Source organism: Pseudomonas sp. B14(2017) (assembly GCF_002113255.1).
GTDB lineage: Bacteria > Pseudomonadota > Gammaproteobacteria > Pseudomonadales > Pseudomonadaceae > Aquipseudomonas > Aquipseudomonas putida_Z.
This window is the reverse complement of record NZ_NEJY01000002.1, coordinates 143011-159442: the sequence shown is the minus strand read 5'-3', so window position 1 is coordinate 159442 and position 16432 is coordinate 143011. Positions and strand designations below refer to the sequence as shown.

10 protein-coding genes are annotated in these 16432 nt (G+C 65.4%); 3 read left to right on the top strand and 7 right to left on the bottom strand.

From position 1 onward, the window contains the following. The first annotated feature begins 172 nt into the window (after nucleotides 1-172). Nucleotides 173-2062 (top strand): DEAD/DEAH box helicase, encoded by a 1890-nt coding sequence (locus tag CAG34_RS02650; RefSeq protein ID WP_170929253.1) that lies wholly within the window; start codon nucleotides 173-175, stop codon nucleotides 2060-2062. Nucleotides 2063-2201: 139 nt separating this feature from the next. Here CAG34_RS02650 and CAG34_RS02645 read toward each other — a convergent pair whose 3' ends face one another. The 3 genes from CAG34_RS02645 to CAG34_RS02635 all read right to left on the bottom strand — a co-directional run bounded on the left by CAG34_RS02645 (nucleotide 2202) and on the right by CAG34_RS02635 (nucleotide 5584). Then, nucleotides 2202-2780: a YceI family protein gene (locus CAG34_RS02645; RefSeq protein WP_075046586.1), complete on the bottom strand. Its 579-nt coding sequence runs from the start codon at nucleotides 2778-2780 to the stop codon at nucleotides 2202-2204. A gap of 34 nt (nucleotides 2781-2814) precedes the next feature. Further along, on the bottom strand, nucleotides 2815-3366 hold the full coding sequence (locus CAG34_RS02640; RefSeq protein WP_025340898.1) for a cytochrome b: 552 nt from the start codon (nucleotides 3364-3366) through the stop codon (nucleotides 2815-2817). Between the two features lie 364 nt (nucleotides 3367-3730). Continuing rightward, complete coding sequence (locus tag CAG34_RS02635) at nucleotides 3731-5584, bottom strand: flavin monoamine oxidase family protein (protein WP_085587815.1); 1854 nt, start codon at nucleotides 5582-5584, stop codon at nucleotides 3731-3733. Nucleotides 5585-5849: 265 nt separating this feature from the next. Here CAG34_RS02635 and CAG34_RS02630 point away from each other — a divergent pair, with 265 nt between their 5' ends. After that, nucleotides 5850-7256 carry an adenosylmethionine--8-amino-7-oxononanoate transaminase gene (locus CAG34_RS02630; protein WP_025340900.1) on the top strand — a complete coding sequence of 469 codons (1407 nt, stop codon included), beginning with the start codon at nucleotides 5850-5852 and terminating at the stop codon, nucleotides 7254-7256. A 148-nt stretch (nucleotides 7257-7404) separates the two neighbouring features. Continuing rightward, nucleotides 7405-8124: a 16S rRNA (uracil(1498)-N(3))-methyltransferase gene (locus CAG34_RS02625; protein ID WP_061550440.1), complete on the top strand. Its 720-nt coding sequence runs from the start codon at nucleotides 7405-7407 to the stop codon at nucleotides 8122-8124. On the opposite strand, the gene CAG34_RS02620 is transcribed toward CAG34_RS02625, so the two are convergent. The 4 genes from CAG34_RS02620 to CAG34_RS02605 all read right to left on the bottom strand — a co-directional run bounded on the left by CAG34_RS02620 (nucleotide 8125) and on the right by CAG34_RS02605 (nucleotide 16421). Then, nucleotides 8125-8742 carry a hemolysin III family protein gene (locus tag CAG34_RS02620; RefSeq protein ID WP_013974522.1) on the bottom strand — a complete coding sequence of 206 codons (618 nt, stop codon included), beginning with the start codon at nucleotides 8740-8742 and terminating at the stop codon, nucleotides 8125-8127. Between the two features lie 157 nt (nucleotides 8743-8899). Next, nucleotides 8900-9373 (bottom strand): chemotaxis protein CheW, encoded by a 474-nt coding sequence (locus tag CAG34_RS02615; protein ID WP_039612487.1) that lies wholly within the window; start codon nucleotides 9371-9373, stop codon nucleotides 8900-8902. Continuing rightward, nucleotides 9366-14318, bottom strand: coding sequence for an Hpt domain-containing protein (locus CAG34_RS02610; RefSeq protein WP_085587813.1), 4953 nt, complete (start codon nucleotides 14316-14318; stop codon nucleotides 9366-9368). The genes CAG34_RS02615 and CAG34_RS02610 overlap by 8 nt, the downstream gene beginning before the upstream one ends. Before the next feature lie 48 nt (nucleotides 14319-14366). Then, the gene (locus tag CAG34_RS02605) at nucleotides 14367-16421 is read right to left on the bottom strand and encodes a methyl-accepting chemotaxis protein (RefSeq protein WP_025340904.1); all 2055 of its coding nucleotides are present in this window, start codon (nucleotides 16419-16421) and stop codon (nucleotides 14367-14369) included. Nucleotides 16422-16432: the final 11 nt, after the last annotated feature.

The window sequence follows — 16432 nt, the reverse complement described above, 5'->3', positions numbered from 1 at the left end:
GCCTCGCAACAGGCATCCCGATCGGCATCGACGCGCCTTCGCGTCCACCCTCCGCTAACCGGATGTGCAGTGAAAGCCCAGCTGGACCGGACGCGATCGCATCCCTCCGATGCCCGTCGCGCCAGGCAGAACATCCCAAACGGGCCCAGCCCACACGAGAACAGGATTGCCCATGTCCTTTGCTTCCCTCGGTCTCTCCGAGGCTCTTGTCCGCGCTATCGAGGCTGCGGGCTACACCCAGCCGACCCCCGTGCAACAGCGGGCGATTCCCGCCGTGTTGCAAGGCCGCGACCTGATGGTCGCCGCACAGACAGGTACTGGTAAAACCGGCGGTTTCGCCCTGCCGATCCTCGAGCGCCTGTTCCCGGCCGGCCACCCCGACAAGTCGCAGCGCCATGGCCCGCGCCAACCTCGCGTGCTGGTCCTGACCCCGACCCGCGAACTGGCAGCCCAGGTGCATGACAGCTTCAAGGTCTATGCCCGTGACCTGCCACTGGTCAGCGCCTGCATTTTCGGCGGTGTCGGCATGAACCCGCAGATCCAGGCCATTGCCAAGGGTGTGGACGTGCTGGTCGCCTGCCCGGGCCGCCTGCTCGACCTGGCCGGCCAAGGCAAGGTTGACCTGGCCCACGTGGAAATCCTGGTGCTGGACGAAGCCGACCGCATGCTCGACATGGGCTTCATCCATGACGTCAAGAAGGTCCTCGCCCGCCTGCCGGCCAAGCGCCAGAACCTGTTGTTCTCAGCCACCTTCTCCAAGGACATCACCGACCTCGCCGACAAGCTCCTGCACAACCCGGAGCGTATCGAGGTCACCCCGCCGAACACTACCGTCGAGCGTATCGAGCAGCGCGTCTACCGCCTGCCCGCCAGCCACAAGCGCGCGCTGCTGGCGCACCTGATCACCCAGGGTGCCTGGGAACAGGTACTGGTGTTCACCCGCACCAAGCACGGCGCCAACCGCCTGGCCGAGTACCTGGAAAAGCACGGCCTGACCGCCGCCGCGATCCACGGCAACAAGAGCCAGAACGCCCGCACCAAGGCTCTGGCCGACTTCAAGGCCAACAGCGTGCGCGTGCTGGTCGCCACCGACATCGCCGCCCGTGGCCTGGACATCGACCAGTTGCCGCACGTGGTCAACTTCGAGCTGCCGAACGTCGAGGAAGACTACGTCCACCGTATCGGCCGTACCGGCCGTGCCGGGCGTTCGGGCGAGGCCATTTCCATGGTCGCGCCGGATGAAGAGAAGCTGCTCAAGAGCATCGAGCGGGTGACCAGGCAGAAGATCCCGGACGGCGACCTGATGGGCTTCGACGCCAGCCAGGTAGAGGCCGAAAAGCCTGAAGTACGCGAACGCCAGCAGAACAACGGCCGTGGTGGCCGCAACCAGCAGGCCCGCGGCGAAGGCGGCAAAGACGCCAACGGCGGCCGCAAGGACAAGGGCAAGGATAAAGGCAAGGCCAAGCAACAGGCTGCTGACAAGCCGGCCGACAAGGAAAAGAGCGGCGACAAGCAACAGCAGCAACGCAAGCCGCGTGACAAGAAGCCGCGCCAGCAGCAACAGCAGGCCAGCAACGGCAGCGTGCCGAAAGTGCCTGCCGACCGTGATCCTGAAGAGTTCCTGGACGACGATATCGACAACTTCGGCAACCGTGCCGACTATGTCAGCCCGTACCAGGGCAAGAACCAGGGCCGCAATCGCCGCCCGGGTGGCAATGCCGGCCAAGGTCAGGCCCAGGGTAATGGCCAGCGCAGCAACGCCGGTGGCCAGGGTCGCAATAGCGGCCAGCCGCGCAGCGGCGGCGGTGGCGGCGAGAAACGTCCGGCCCGCGCCAACAATGGTGGCGGCGCCCGTCGTGATGGTGGTGGCCGTGGTCGCCCGGCCCGTGACGATGCTGCCCGGCAGGAACCGGCCGTGCGCAACCCGCGCCAGCCGGAAAAACAGCCAGTGATCATCCGCAAGGAATCCAAGCTCGACCGTTATCCGACGCCAGAGCAACTGGATGACCTGCCGAGCCGCCCGCGCGGCGAGCGCCCGGCGCTGTTGACCCGCAAGGGCTGACAGAAGCACCGAGGGGGCTGCTTCGCAGCCCTATCGCGACACAAGGCCGCTCCTACAGGGTTACGTAATTCCCTGTAGGAGCGGCCTTGTGTCGCGATAGGGCCGCAAAGCGGCCCCCTCAGTTTTCAGCAGGTAAGAATTACTTCTGCTTCACACCTTCAACACTGATATCCAGGTCCAGGGTCTGCGAGGTAGCGCCCGGGCCCTTGATGCCGAAGTCGTTCAGGTTCAGCGTGGTGGTGGCGTTGAAACCAGCGCGCTCGCCGCCCCATGGGTCCTTGCCTTCACCGTTGAAGGTGGCCTTGAAGGTGACCGGCTTGGTCACACCGTGCATGGTCAGGTCGCCAGTCACGTCAGCGGTCTTGTCGCCAGTCGACTTGACGCTGGTGGAGACGAACTTGGCTTCCGGGTACTTCTTCACATCGAGGAAGTCGGCGCTGGAAATGTGCTTGTCACGCTCGGCGTGGTTCGACCACAGGCTGGCGGTTTTCAGGTCGACGTTGATCTTGCTGGCTTCAGGCTTGGCGCTGTCCCAGGTGAAGTTGCCGTCGAAATCCTTGAAGGTACCGTGAATGAAGCTGTAGCCCAGGTGGCTGATCTTCCAGTCAACGAACGCGTGCTGGCCTTCCTTGTCGATCTTGTACTCGGCAGCCATGGCCTGGCCGGCGGAGAGCAGAGCGGTACCGAGCGCCAGAGCGGCAAAAGTCTTTTTCAACATCCTTACTTCCTTCCTATGCAATTGAGGTTGAGAGTCAAGCTTTGCGGCCCAGCATGCGGGTCAGGGTCGCGTCACGGTCGATGAAATGGTGCTTGAGCGCTGCCAAGCCATGCAGCACGGCAAAAATCACCAAGCCCCAGGCCAGCCAGAGATGAATCACGCCAGCCAGGTCTGCCTGGTCGGGCAGGTCGCTGACCAGTGCCGGCACTTCGAACAGGCCGAACACCGGAATGCCGACACCGTCGGCGGTAGAAATCAGGTAACCGGCAATCATTACCGCGAACAGCCCCAGGTACAGGGCCAGGTGGCCCAACTTGGCTGCCAGGCGGGTAAGTGCGCCGTGGTTGGCCGGTGCCGGTGGTGGCGGGCTGATGAAGCGCCAGACCACCCGCAGCAGCATCACCGCCAGCAGCACCAGGCCGATGCTCTTGTGCAGGTCCGGGCCGGCCTTGCGCCAAGGGCTGTAGTAGTCGAGGCCGACCATCCACAGGCCCAGGCCGAACAGGCCGAAGACTGCCAGAGCCACGCCCCAGTGCAGGACGATGCTGACCACGCCGTAGCGAGAAGATGAATTGCGCAGTTGCATGTTGACGTGTTTCCCCGTGAAAGCTGTGCACAGACTAACGCGTAACGCATCGAATAAAAGCGTAAAAAATTGCTTTGGATTATCGAGAAATCCGATATGTATTCTGTAAGCTTCCCATTAAGGAAACATTAACGATAGTTGGGTAATCAGCGGATGCCAGTGCCGGCCCTATCGCCGGCAAGCCAGCTCCCACAAGGCCAGCATCAAGCTCAGGAGCAGGCCAACCTGTGGGAGCAGTCTTGTACTGCCTGTACTGGCCTCATCGCCGGCAAGCCAGCTCCCACAGGTATTGCACAGGCCTTCGAACCTATGATGATCCTGTGGGAGCTGGCTTGCCGGCGATAGGGCCAGCAAAGTCAACAAATCAACCCGCTTTGGCCTGGGTATTGGCCACAGCTTTCTTGGCCGGTTCGGACTTGGCAGTCGCCTTTTTGGTCTGGGCTGGCTTGTGCGCCGGTGCACGCTTGGCAGGTGCAGCCTTGGTAGCAGCAGGCTTGGCCGCCGCTTCCTTGACCACTGGTGCTGGTGCAACCGGGGCCGGCGCAGCTTGCGGGGCTGGCACAGGTGCTGGCGCCACTTCCTCGGCCTTGGCAATCGGCTCGGCCTTCACCTCAGGCTTGTCCGCCCCACCAAACAGGCGCTTGAAGAAGCCCGGCTTGTCCTGCTTGGCCTCATCGACCGGCTTCGGCTCGGCCTTGACCGGGGCCTTGTCAGCCTTGTCGCCCTTGTCGGAAGAACCACCGAACATGTTGGAGAAGAACCCGCCCTTGCTCTCCTTGGCCGCTACGGCGCCTGCAGCTGCTGCCGCCGCCACCGGTGCCGACTTGGCCGGGTCGAACGACTTGCCGGCCAGCAGGTCCTGCACCTGGCTGGCCGCGCGCTGGCCACTGCGCAGGGCGCCTTCCAGGGTGCCTGGGTAGAGGGCGTCGGTATGCTCACCGGCAAAGGTGATGCGCTGCACCGGGCGCTCCCACAGGCGCCAGTACTTGCTGATCTGGCCCGGGCCATAGGCCAGGTAGGCGCCGCCGGTACCGGCGTCGGTGCTGTAGCGCTTGACCTCGTAGCCGGTGAACGAGCCACGGGCCTGTGGGTAGAACGCATGCAGGCGGATCAGCACCTGATCGACCATCTGCTTGTCGCCGAACGCCTGCAGCAGACGGGCGTTGTCGCCCGACAGGTTGATCACCACGTTGGCGCCACCCTTGAGCGCGGGTTCGATCCACAGCATGCCCAAGCCTGCGTTACTGAAGATTTCGCCCGACATGCGCGCGCGGCTTTCCCACACCGGCTTCTTGAACTTGAGCATCAGCTGGTCGCGCCAGCCATAGTTGGTGCCCTTCAATGCCGCCAGGTGCTGGCTGTCCAGGCCCGGGGTCATCTGGATCTTGGCCAGGGCGCGCAGGGGCACGGCCATGACCAGGTAATCCGCCTGGTAGCCGACGCTGCCGACCTTGACCGTGACACCGTCCTTGTCCTGGACGATGGAGGTCACCGGCGAACTGGTCTTGATGGTCTTCAGTTGCTTGACGAACGCCTGGGCCAGCACTGGGCTGCCGCCGGGCAGGCGCGCGGCACGCAGGTCACGGTCGCTGACCCCGCGATACACGCGGTTCTGCTGGGCAAAGTACAGCAGCGAAAGGCGCGATGGCTCATCGTAGCGGGTACGGATCTGCTGGTTGACCAGCTGACGGGCGGTGGTCGGCAGTTGCAGCTTGTCCAGCCAGCTAGAGACGTTGATCTGGTCGAGGGCGAACAGCGTGCTGTTGGCTTGCGGGTTCAGCGGATCGTCGATCGAACGGGCCAGGTCATCGAGGGTTTTCTCGTAACGTTTGAGCGCATCGGCAGTAGCCGGCTGCTTGGTGGCCAGGTCGGTGGCGCTGAAATACTCGCCATCGATCAGGTAACCGGGGGTACGCACGAACTCTGGTGCCGGCAGTGTTTCAAGTTTGAAACGGTCGAGGTACTGGTTGAGCACCGGCTGCGCCTTGGCGTTGCCAATCCACTCGCTGGTGGCCAGGCCCGAGCGCCCGCCCATGCCCGCCTTGGCCTCCAGCAGCGTCACCTGCCAGCCTTTGTTCTGCAGCTCGTAGGCGGCCGTCAGGCCCGCCAGGCCGCCACCCACTACGATCGCCGAAGGTGTCTTGTCCTTTGCCAGCGCGGCGCCGCTGGACACACCAATCAATACCAACGCGCACAGGCGCACCCAAGCAGCAGCCATGTCGGCGAACTCCGAGTCAGGGGGTTACAGAAATGGGGAGAGGCAGGAATGCCCCGGGAGAGATGCGTTAAGAATACGTCAGGTCCGCCGACCCTGCCAGCGCAGTGACATCAAGTCCTTTTCGCCACTGACATTTTTGCCTGCAGCGATTCCACGCGGTGGCAAGCTCAGCTGGCAAGCCGATGAAAAGCGGCGGTTGTCCTGCCCTGCGGCATTGCTTAGGCTTACGCGGTCGAACCAAGCCGCAAAGCCAGGAGAAGTGCCCATGGGCCTCAATGATCAGTGGATGCAACGCGACCTAAAGGTCCTGTGGCACCCCTGCACCCAGATGAAAGACCACGAGCAGCTGCCGCTGATCCCGATCAGGCGCGGCGAAGGCGTGTGGCTGGAAGACTTCGAAGGCAAGCGCTACCTGGATGCGGTGAGCAGCTGGTGGGTCAACGTGTTTGGCCACGCCAACCCGCGTATCAACCAGCGCATCAAGGACCAGGTCGACCAGCTGGAGCACGTGATCCTGGCCGGTTTCAGCCACCAGCCGGTGATCGAGCTGTCCGAGCGCCTTGTAGCCATGACCCCCGCCGGCCTCGACCGGGTGTTCTATGCCGACAACGGTTCGTCGTGCATCGAAGTGGCGCTGAAGATGAGCTTCCACTACTGGCAGAACGTCGGCAAGCCGGGCAAGAAGCGCTTCGTCACCCTGACCAACAGCTACCACGGCGAAACCATCGCCGCCATGTCGGTCGGTGATGTGCCGCTGTTTACCGAAACCTACAAGGCGCTGCTGCTCGATACCCTCAAGGTGCCCAGCCCCGACTGCTACCTGCGCCCCGAGGGCACGAGCTGGGAAGAGCACTCGCGCACCATGTTCCAGGCCATGGAACAGACCCTGGCCGAGCACCACGCCTCGATCAGCGCGGTGATCGTCGAACCGCTGATCCAGGGTGCCGGCGGCATGCGCATGTACCACCCGGTGTACCTCAAGCTGCTGCGCGAGGCCTGCGACCGCTACGACGTGCACCTGATCCACGACGAGATCGCCGTGGGCTTCGGCCGCACCGGCACCATGTTCGCCTGTGAACAGGCCGGCATTCGCCCGGACTTCCTGTGCCTGTCCAAGGCCCTGACCGGCGGCTACCTGCCGCTGGCCGCCTGCCTGACCACCGACAAGGTGTACCAGGCGTTCTACGACGACTACCCGACCCTGCGCGCATTCCTCCACTCGCACAGCTACACTGGCAACCCGCTGGCCTGCGCCGCGGCGCTGGCGACCCTGGACATCTTCGAGCAGGACAACGTGATCGAGGCCAACAAGGCCTTGGCCACCCGCATGGCCAGCGCCACCGCGCACCTGGCCGACCACGCGCATGTGGCCGAGATTCGCCAGACCGGCATGGCCCTGGCCATCGAGATGGTCCAGGACAAGGCCGGCAAGGTTGCCTACCCGTGGCAAGAGCGTCGTGGCCTGAAAGTGTTCGAGCATGCCCTGACGCGTGGCGCCCTGCTGCGCCCGCTGGGCAGCGTGGTGTACTTCCTGCCGCCGTATGTGATTACGCCAGAGCAGATCGACTTCCTGGCAGAAGTGGCCAGCGAAGGCATCGACATTGCCACCCGCGATAGCGTCAGCGTGGCCGTACCGGCCAACTTCCACCCCGACTTCCGCGACCCGGGCTAAGCCCGGACAGTTAGCCATACCACGTTCCCTGTGGGAGCGGGCATGCCCGCGAACAAGGGCGAAGCCCTTGCCATGCACCGCGGTGCCTGCTTCGCGGGCACGCCCGCTCCCACAGGGAATCTGCGTCTCTCTTCTACCGAGCAAACCCATGAGACTGTCCCGCTTTTTCATCGACGCCCCCCTGAGCCTTGGCGAGCATGACCTGCCCGAAGCCCAGGCCCACTACATCGGCCGCGTACTGCGCATGGCCCCCGGCGACGCCGTGCAGCTGTTCGACGGCAGTGGCCAGGAATACCGCGGCCAGTTGCTCGAAGTGGGCAAGAAAACCGTGCGCGTCAGCCTCGACCAGGCCCTCGCCGGCCAGGCCGACTCACCACTGCACGTGCACCTCGGCCAAGGCCTGTCCCGTGGCGAGCGCATGGACTGGGCGATCCAGAAAGCCACCGAACTGGGCGCCAACGAAATCACCCCGATCGTCAGCGAACGCTGCGAAGTGCGGCTGAAGGACGAGCGCGCCGACAAGCGCCTGGCCCACTGGCGCCAGGTGGCGATCAGCGCCTGCGAACAATGCGGCCGCTCGACCTTGCCGGTCATCCACCCGCCAGTGACCCTGGTTGAATGGCTGAACAGTGCCAAGGCCGACTTGAAACTGGTCCTGCACCCGGTGGCCGAACCGCTCACCAGCCATGCCAAGCCTGCCACCCTGGCCTTCCTGATCGGCCCCGAAGGCGGCCTGAGCGAAGCGGAGGTCGACCAGGCCAAGGCTGCCGGTTTCCACGCAGCACGCTTGGGCCCACGCGTGCTGCGCACCGAAACCGCACCGGTGGTGGCACTGTCGGTGGCACAGCAACTGTGGGGCGACTTTTAACTAGCGCACGTAGAACGACACCGCCACGAAGTGCATGAGGCTGCCGGCGATCACGAACAGGTGCCAGATGCCATGCCAGTGGCGGAAGCGGCTGTCGAAAGCGAAGAAGATGATGCCGACGGTGTAGAACACCCCGCCAGCGGCCAGCCAGGCAAAGCCTGCGCTGCCGAGCGAGTGCAGCAATGGTTTGACCGCCACCAGCACGATCCAGCCCATCACCGCATAGATGATGATCGACAGGATGCGCGCCTCGGATCGCGGCTTGATCTCCTGCAGCATGCCGATCACCGCCAGCCCCCAGACCACCCCGAACAGGCTCCAGCCCCAGGGCCCGCGCAGGCTGACCAGGCAGAACGGCGTGTAGCTGCCGGCGATCAGCAGGTAGATCGACAGGTGATCGAGCTTGCGCATGATCACCTTCGCCCGCCCGCGAGTGCTGTGGTACAGGGTAGAAATGCTGTACAGCAACAGCAAGGTGCTGCCGTAGATGGAGAAACTGACGATCTTCCACGGGTCGCCCTGCAGGCCCGCGACCACGATCAGCCAGATGGCACCGATACAGGCCAGGACGGCACCGACCAGGTGGGTCCAGGCGTTGAAGCGTTCACCGTAGTACATGCAAACACAGACCTCCTGAGGTGGGCTGGGTTCCTGATGTGATGCTGATGGCCTCTTCGCGGGCATGCCCGCTCCCACAGGTTATCTACTTGCCTTGAAGTGTATGATTTTCCTGTGGGAGCGGGCGTGCCCGCGAAAGGGCCCTGTGCCTTGCATCCTAACCAAGCTCAGGTTGCAGTTCCGCGTCACGCACCAGCCGTTCCAGCCCGACCAGGTCCGGCACCCGTGCCACCTGCTCACCCACCTGCACCGCCGCCAGCTCCAGGCGGCCCAGCGCCACGTCCACGTAGTTCAGCTGGCTGTCGAGCTTGCACGAGCGCGGTATGTCCTGCAGCAACAACGCCAGGTAACGCAGGCCGGTATCACCCAGGGCATTGAGCACCACCACGCGTGCCCGCTCGCCGCAGGGTGTCTCGCCACCGCACGCGGCTTCGAAGCCGATCAGCGGCAGGCGCTGCTGGCGCCAGTCGATCCAGCCCAGGTGCCAGGCCGGCTCGCCGCGTTGGCACACCAGGTTGCGCTGGCCACTCAGTTCGGCCACCGCCACGTTGGGCAACACCAGGGTACGGTCGCCCAACGGCAGCAAAAGCCCGGTCAGGCTGCTGCGCTGGCCGGCGATCAGTTCAAGCATGGGTCTGGCTCCAGTGGGCAATGCTCTGCAACAGGACCGACTCCTGGTACGGCTTGCCCAGGTATTCGTTGACGCCGATGGCCATGGCACGGTCGCGGTGCTTCTGCCCGGTGCGCGAGGTAATCATGATGATCGGCAAGTCTTTCAGCCGCTCGTCACGGCGGATACGTGTGGCCACCTCGAAGCCGTCCATGCGCGGCATCTCGATGTCCAGCAGCAACACATCGGGGCGGTGTTCTTCCAGCAGGGCCATGGCATCGACCCCGTCCTTGGCCGTCAGCACACTCATGCCGTGGCGTTCCAGCAGGCGGCTGGTGACCTTGCGCACAGTCACCGAGTCGTCCACCACCATTACCAGCAACGCCCGCCGTGGCGCCGGGCCGAACACCTGGCGCCGGGCCGCACCGCCGCCCGGCAGGCGCGCCAGGCGCCGCTGCTGGCCACGCAACTGACCCAGCAGGTCGAGAATCAGTACCACCCGGCCATCGCCCAGCAGCGTCGCCCCCGACAACCCGGCAACCGCGGCAAACTGCGGCCCCAGGCTCTTCACCACGATCTCGCGGCTGGGCGACAGGCTGTCGGCCTGGATGGCGAACGACTGCTCCTGGGAATGCACCAGCAGCACCGGCAGCGGCACGCTCTGCCCGAGCAATGCCGGGCGCGGCATGCCCTGTAGCAGTTCACCCAGGTAGCGCAGCTCGTATTCGTGGCCGGCGTACACATAACGCGGGGCGTCCAGCTGGTAGCACGCCGCCAGTTCGGCCGGCGGCACGCGGACGATGCCCTCGATGGTGTTCAGCGGAATGGCGTACTGCTCTTCGCCCAGATGCACCATCAGCGCACGGTTGACCGACACGGTGAACGGCAGGCGGATCAGGAAGCGCGCGCCCTTGCCCTGGGCCGACTCGATACTCATCGAGCCCCCCAGTTGCTTGACCTCTTCGTGTACCACGTCCATGCCCAGGCCACGCCCGGAAATCTGGGTGATCTTCTCGGCAGTGGAAAAGCCCGGGCGCAGGATGAACTGGAGGATCTCGTGATCGCTCAACTGCGCCTGCGGGTCCAGCAGGCCGCGCTTGATGGCCTTGCGGCGCACCGCTTCGAGTGGCACGCCGGCACCGTCGTCGGTCATTTCGATAACGATGTCCGCGCCTTCGTGCAGCAGATTCAGGTGAATGGTGCCCTGCTCCGGCTTGCCGGCGGCCAGGCGCATTTCGCGGCTTTCCAGGCCATGGTCGACGGCGTTGCGCAGCATGTGCTCCAGCGGCGCCACCATACGTTCGAGCACGCTGCGGTCCAGTTCGCCCTCGGCATTGCCCACCACCAGCTCCACCTGCTTGCCCAATTCGCTGGCCACCTGCCGTACCACGCGCTGCAAGCGTGGCACCAGGCGCTCGAAGGGCACCATCAGGGTCGCGGTCAGGCCTTCCTGCAACTGGCTGTTCACCCGCGCCTGCTGCTGCAGCAGGCTGTAGGCCTCCTGGGCGCGCTGTGCCAGGGTTTCCTTGAGGTCGAGCAAGTCCGAGGCAGACTCGAACAGGGCCCGCGACAGCTGCTGCAGTTGCGAGTGGCGGTCCATTTCCAGCGGGTCGAAGTCGTCATAGGCATCGCCTTCGAACTGCTGCCGGCTGGACATCCGCCCTTGGGTCTCGATATCCAGGCGCAGCAACTGGTCGCGCATGCGTTCGAGGGTGGTTTCCATCTCGTTGAGGGTGAACTGCGCATCGTTTACCTGCTGCTCGATGCGCCCACGGATGATCGAGTGCTCACCGGCCAGGTTGCCCAGCTCGTCGAGCAACTCGGCATCGACCTTCACCATGTCGCCCGGCGCCCGCTCCGGCGCCGCCGCCGGCGCCTCACTGGTCGCGGCCTCGACAGGCCCCTGGCCAGCGGCGCTGTCGGCCAGGGCCGAGAAGCTGAAGTTGCGGATGTAGTCGATCAGCGCAGTGGCGGCATGCAACGGCTGCCCCAGGCGCACGGCATCGAGCATGTGCGCCAGGCGGTCATGGCAGTTCTGCAGCAAGGCGAACAGTGGCGCGCTCGGCGGCATACGGCCAGCGGCCAGCAGCTCGTAGAGGAACTCCAGTTCGTGGGCCAGATCGCCGATCGGCGCAATTTCGACCATGCGCGCCACACCCTTGAGGGTGTGCAGGTCGCGCATCAGGTTGTCCACCTCCACGCTGTTGCGCGGGTCGGCCTGCCAGCGCGCCAGGGCTGCGGCGGCACTCTCGACGATGTCCGAGCTTTCTTCGAGGAAGACTTCCAGCAGCTCTTCGCCTGGGCTTTCCGGCTCTTCGACCAGCGGCTCGGCCACAGCCGGCAGCAAAGGGTTGTGCGCCGCCCCCAGGCCAAGGGTATCGGCCAGGTCCATGTCCGGGTGCAGCGGCGTGACCGTGTCGATGCCCACCAGGCCAGTGGCCTCCGGTGCCAGAGCCTGGCCCAGCAGGTTGCGCAGGCTGTCGACCAGCTCCGGCCTTGGCGGGATGTCCTGCCCGGCCGCCACTTCGTCGAGCATGTCCAGCAGGGCTTCATGGGCCCGCTGCACGTGGGCGAAGAAGCGCGCATCGGCGGGCAGGCTGCCCTCCTCCACGGCGCCATACAGGTCGAGCAAGGCCTCGCACACGTCATCCATTTGCCACAGGTCGGCCAAGTGTGCGGCATGGCCCAGGGTGGTCAGTTCGTCGAGCAGGGTGTCCAGTGCATCGCGCTGGCCGGGCTGTTCCTGCCAGCGCGACAGCAACGACTCGGCATCCAGCAGGATATCCATGGCCTGGGCCAGGAAACTGGCGATCAACTGCGGGTCGCGCTTGCTGCGCCGCGCATGCTGCGGGTCGCCATGCAAGCTGGCCAGGTGCGCGTCCACAGCCTGGCCGACCTGCTCGATCAGCTCCGCGGCACCGGGGATGGCCGCCAGCGGCGTGCTGTCGAGTTGCGCCAGGCCCAGGTGGAACAGCGAGCGAGCAGCTTCCAGCCATTCGATCTCGGCCATTTGCAGGGGTAGTTGGTGGCCCTTGTATTCACGAGCCAGGCGGTCGAAGGCGGTGGCCAGTTCGGCGACCGGCATCACCCCGGCCATGGCGGCACTGCCCTTGAGCGTATGCAGGGCGCGCTGCAGGCCATCGCTGACCTGCGTATCGTGGCCGTCGGCGCCCTGCAGGAAAGCATCCAGGCTGGCCAGGTGGCCCTGCGCCTCGCTGCGGAAGATGTCGAGCAATTGCGGGTCGAGGCCGTCGATGTCGGCCGCCACCGGGGCATCGTTTTCGGCCAGGGCATGCAGGTGCCCGGCCAGCTGCTCGATTTCCGTCAGTTGTGGCAGCTGGCCGGCGGCAAAGTCGGCCAACAGGTCGGGCAGGTAGACGAATGCCTGCTGCAGGGCCACCACGCCTTCCGGGCTGAGCACGCTGCGGCCCTCGAGTACCCGGTTCAGCAGGTGCTCGGCGCCCCAGGCCAGCTCGGCCACCGCCTCGGCATGTACCATGCGGCCGCTGCCCTTGAGCGTATGCAAGGCGCGGCGCACTTCTCCCAGTGCCTCGCGCTGCTGGTTGTCGGCACGCCAGCGCAGCCAGTGGCGCTCGATTTCCGGCAGCAGCTCACCGGCCTCGTCGAGAAACACTTCACGCAACTCGTCATCGATGCCATCAGCGCTGCCATCGTGGCCCGCGGTGGCCTCGACCAGCGCGCAGTGCACACCCAGCGTCGCCAGGCTGGCGCGCGCCATGTCGATGAAGGGCTGGCCATCCGCCAATGGGTCCGCCACCCGCCATTGCAGGTAGCATTCGGCAGCGCTCAGGGCCTCGGCCAGGTGCGTCAGCTCATCGGCAGGCGGCTCCACGTCCAGGTGCTGCAGCCAGCGCTGTACATAGCTGGCGCAACCGGCAAACAGCTCGGCCACGGCCGGCAGCATCAACATCGCCAGCGCACCGCGAATCTGCTGCAACAGCCCTGGCAAGGGTTGCAGGCGTTGCCGCGGCCAGCCGGACTCCAGGCAATCGCCGATCAGGTCCTTGGCCTGCTGCAGCACGTTCAGCGACTCGTTCAACACCAGCTGGCGGATTTCGGCCAGGTCCGAGCCCGGCAGGCCGCCCTGGCCGTTTTCCTCCAGCGGGCCGACCATGCCATTGAGCGTGGCCTCCACGTACAGCAGGGCCCCCGCTACATCCATCAACACCGCGTCGTCCACGGCCCGCTCGCCCTGGGCCAGGGCCTGCAACGCCAGCACCTGGTCGATGATCACCCGGCGTGGCTGCTGGAAGCCAAGCACCGCCAGGGTGTCGGCCACGTGGCGCAGCGGTGCCAGCAGGGCATCGAGCTGCTCGCTGTGCTGGCGGTCGCCACGCACGAACTGGTCCAGGCGCTCCTTGATGCGCATCAGGTCGTCGCACAGCGCGGTCACCACCGAGCGCAGGGCATCGCGGCCAGGCCCTGCCTGCAGCTGCTCGCGCCAGTTGCCCAGCGACAGGTCGAGGTTGGCCAGGTCGTCGGCACCGGCAAAGCGTTGGGTGGCGCCGCTGATCAGGCTGGCCTGGGCCAACGGCTCCTCGCCACGGCAGGCACGCAGCTGGTTGAGCAGCGGCAGCATCACCAGTGGCAGGTCGTGGCGGGCGCCGCGCAGGCGCTCCAGATACGACGGCAATTGCTCCAGGCCGCGGAACAACGCGCCCAGGCAATCACCGCGGGGGCTGACCTGGCCATCGGCCAGGGCCCTGGCGAACAGCTCCAGTTCTTCGGCCAGGCGCGTGGCGCCGCGCAGTTCGAGCATGCGCAGGCAGCCGTGCACCTGGTGCAGGTTGTCGACCACGAATGCCAGCATCGACAGGTCGCCAGGCTCGCCGGCAAAGCGCTCCAGCGCCTGGCGCGCCTGGCCCAGGCAGTCGAGGATGGCGGCCTTGGTCCAGGCCAGCGCCACTGTGTCGTGGCGCTCGGGGCTTACAGCTGCTACAGCCATGGGCACTCCTCGGCGCGGCTTTTCAGTAGAGCTCATCAGTAGGGCTCTTCACTTGGGCTCTGCTGGTGGCGGCAGGGTGAACCCGGACACCGAACGGCGCATCTCGCTGGCCATGCGTGCCAGGTGGCGGATGCTGTCGGCGGTGGCACCGGAGCCGGCGGAGGTCTGCGCGGTAATCTGCTGGATGACTGCCATGGTGTGGGAGATCTGCCCGGCAGACGAAGTCTGCAGCTGGGCGGCATCGGAGATGCTGTGGATAAGGTCGGCGAGGTTCTGCGATACGCCTTCGATTTCGGCCAGCGCCACCCCGGCATCCTGGGCCAGGCGGGCACCGCGCACCACTTCGGCGGTGGTCTGCTCCATGGAGATGACCGCCTCGTTGGTGTCGGCCTGGATGGTGCGCACCAGCGCTTCGATCTGCCGGGTGGCCGACGACGAGCGCTCGGCCAGGCGCTGCACTTCGTCGGCGACCACGGCGAACCCACGGCCGGCCTCGCCGGCAAGCGAGGCCTGAATTGCCGCGTTGAGGGCGAGGATGTTGGTCTGGTCGGCAATGTCGTCGATCAGGCTGACGATATCGCCGATTTCCTGGGAAGACTCACCGAGGCGCTTGATCCGTTTGGCGGTGTCCTGGATCTGCTCGCGAATGTTGTCCATGCCGTTGATGGTGTTGTGCACCACCTCGTTGCCCTTGTTGGCGATCGCCACCGAGCGCTCGGCAACCTTGGCCGACTCGTAGGCATGTGCCGAAACCCGGTCGATCGACTCGACCATGTCGCCGACCGCCTCGGATGCCTCGCTGATCTGCTCGGCCTGGTGTTCAGAGGCCTTGGCCAGCTGGCGTGCGGTGTTCTGTGTGTCCTGTACGGCGGCAGCGACCTGCACGGCGCTGTGGTTGATGGTGGCGACCAGGTCGCGCAATTGGTCCACGGAATAGTTGATCGAATCGGCAATGGCGCCGGTGAAGTCTTCGGTCACCGATACGGTCACGGTCAGGTCGCCGTCAGCCAGCTCTTCGATTTCGTCGAGCAAGCGCATGATCGCCTGCTGGTTGCGTTCGTTCTTTTCCGCCGTCTCGCGCAGCTGGCGGTTGGTGGTGCGCACCATGACCAGGCCGATGAGGATGATCGAAGCCAACGCCAGCAGGCCCAGGACATAGCCGCCGACAGTGTCGAGGGTGCGCCCGCCGGCCAGGTTCTCGAAACCGTTGGCCAGGTGCGAGGCCTCGTCGAGCAAAGTTTGCGACAGGCTGAAGATGTTGCCGGCAGCCTCGCGCACGCGGAACAGTTCTGGCGAGGTTTCGAGGATTTCATCCACCGAGCCGGCAACGAACTGGAACAGCTCGGCAATTTCAGCCAGGCGCGCACGGGCGTCGGCGTCCTCGACACGGGTCACCTGGATCGCCGCGCTGCCACTGAGCATGCCTTCCAGCACTTGGCCGAAGCGCCCGGCATCACGGCCAAAGGCATCCGCAGCCTGGGCCGCGGTGTCGTCACCGGCCAGCACAGTGTTGACCGAGCCGAGGATGCGTTCGGCCAGCAGCAACTGGCGCTGGGCCACCGCCACCTGGCTGGCCGGGGCGCCGCTCTGCAGCAGGATCTCGACCACTTTCTCGTATTCCACCTGCAACTGCGGCACGGTCTCGGCCAGGGTCGCCGCCACCTGGTGCAGCGACAGCACGGTCTGCTCGCTTGCCAGGATGGTATCGGTGTTCTTGCGCAGGTTTTCCCAGTCGCGGCGTACCGCTTCCATCTCGTCACGCACCATGGGCGGCGCGGGTGGCAGGCCGGTGGACTTGTCACCTTCACGCAGGTAGCCCCAGCGCCGTTCGAAATCGTTGCGCGCGTCCGACAGCAGCTTGAAGGCCAGGGCCTTGCCGGTGGCGGCTTCGGTGGCGTTCTTGGCGATGCGCTGCGACAGCACCCGCAGCTCGCCGGCGTGGCCGATGTACTGCTTGTCGTAGTTGGACTGGGTGTTCAGGTAGGCAAAGTTGGCGAACAGCAGGATGATCGACAGGATCAGGATCAGGAACAGCACGGTGATCTGCGCGATGCTGCGGGTACGTGGGGTCACGGTGGTGACGGGGGTGGCAGGCTTGTTCACGTTCGCAGGTC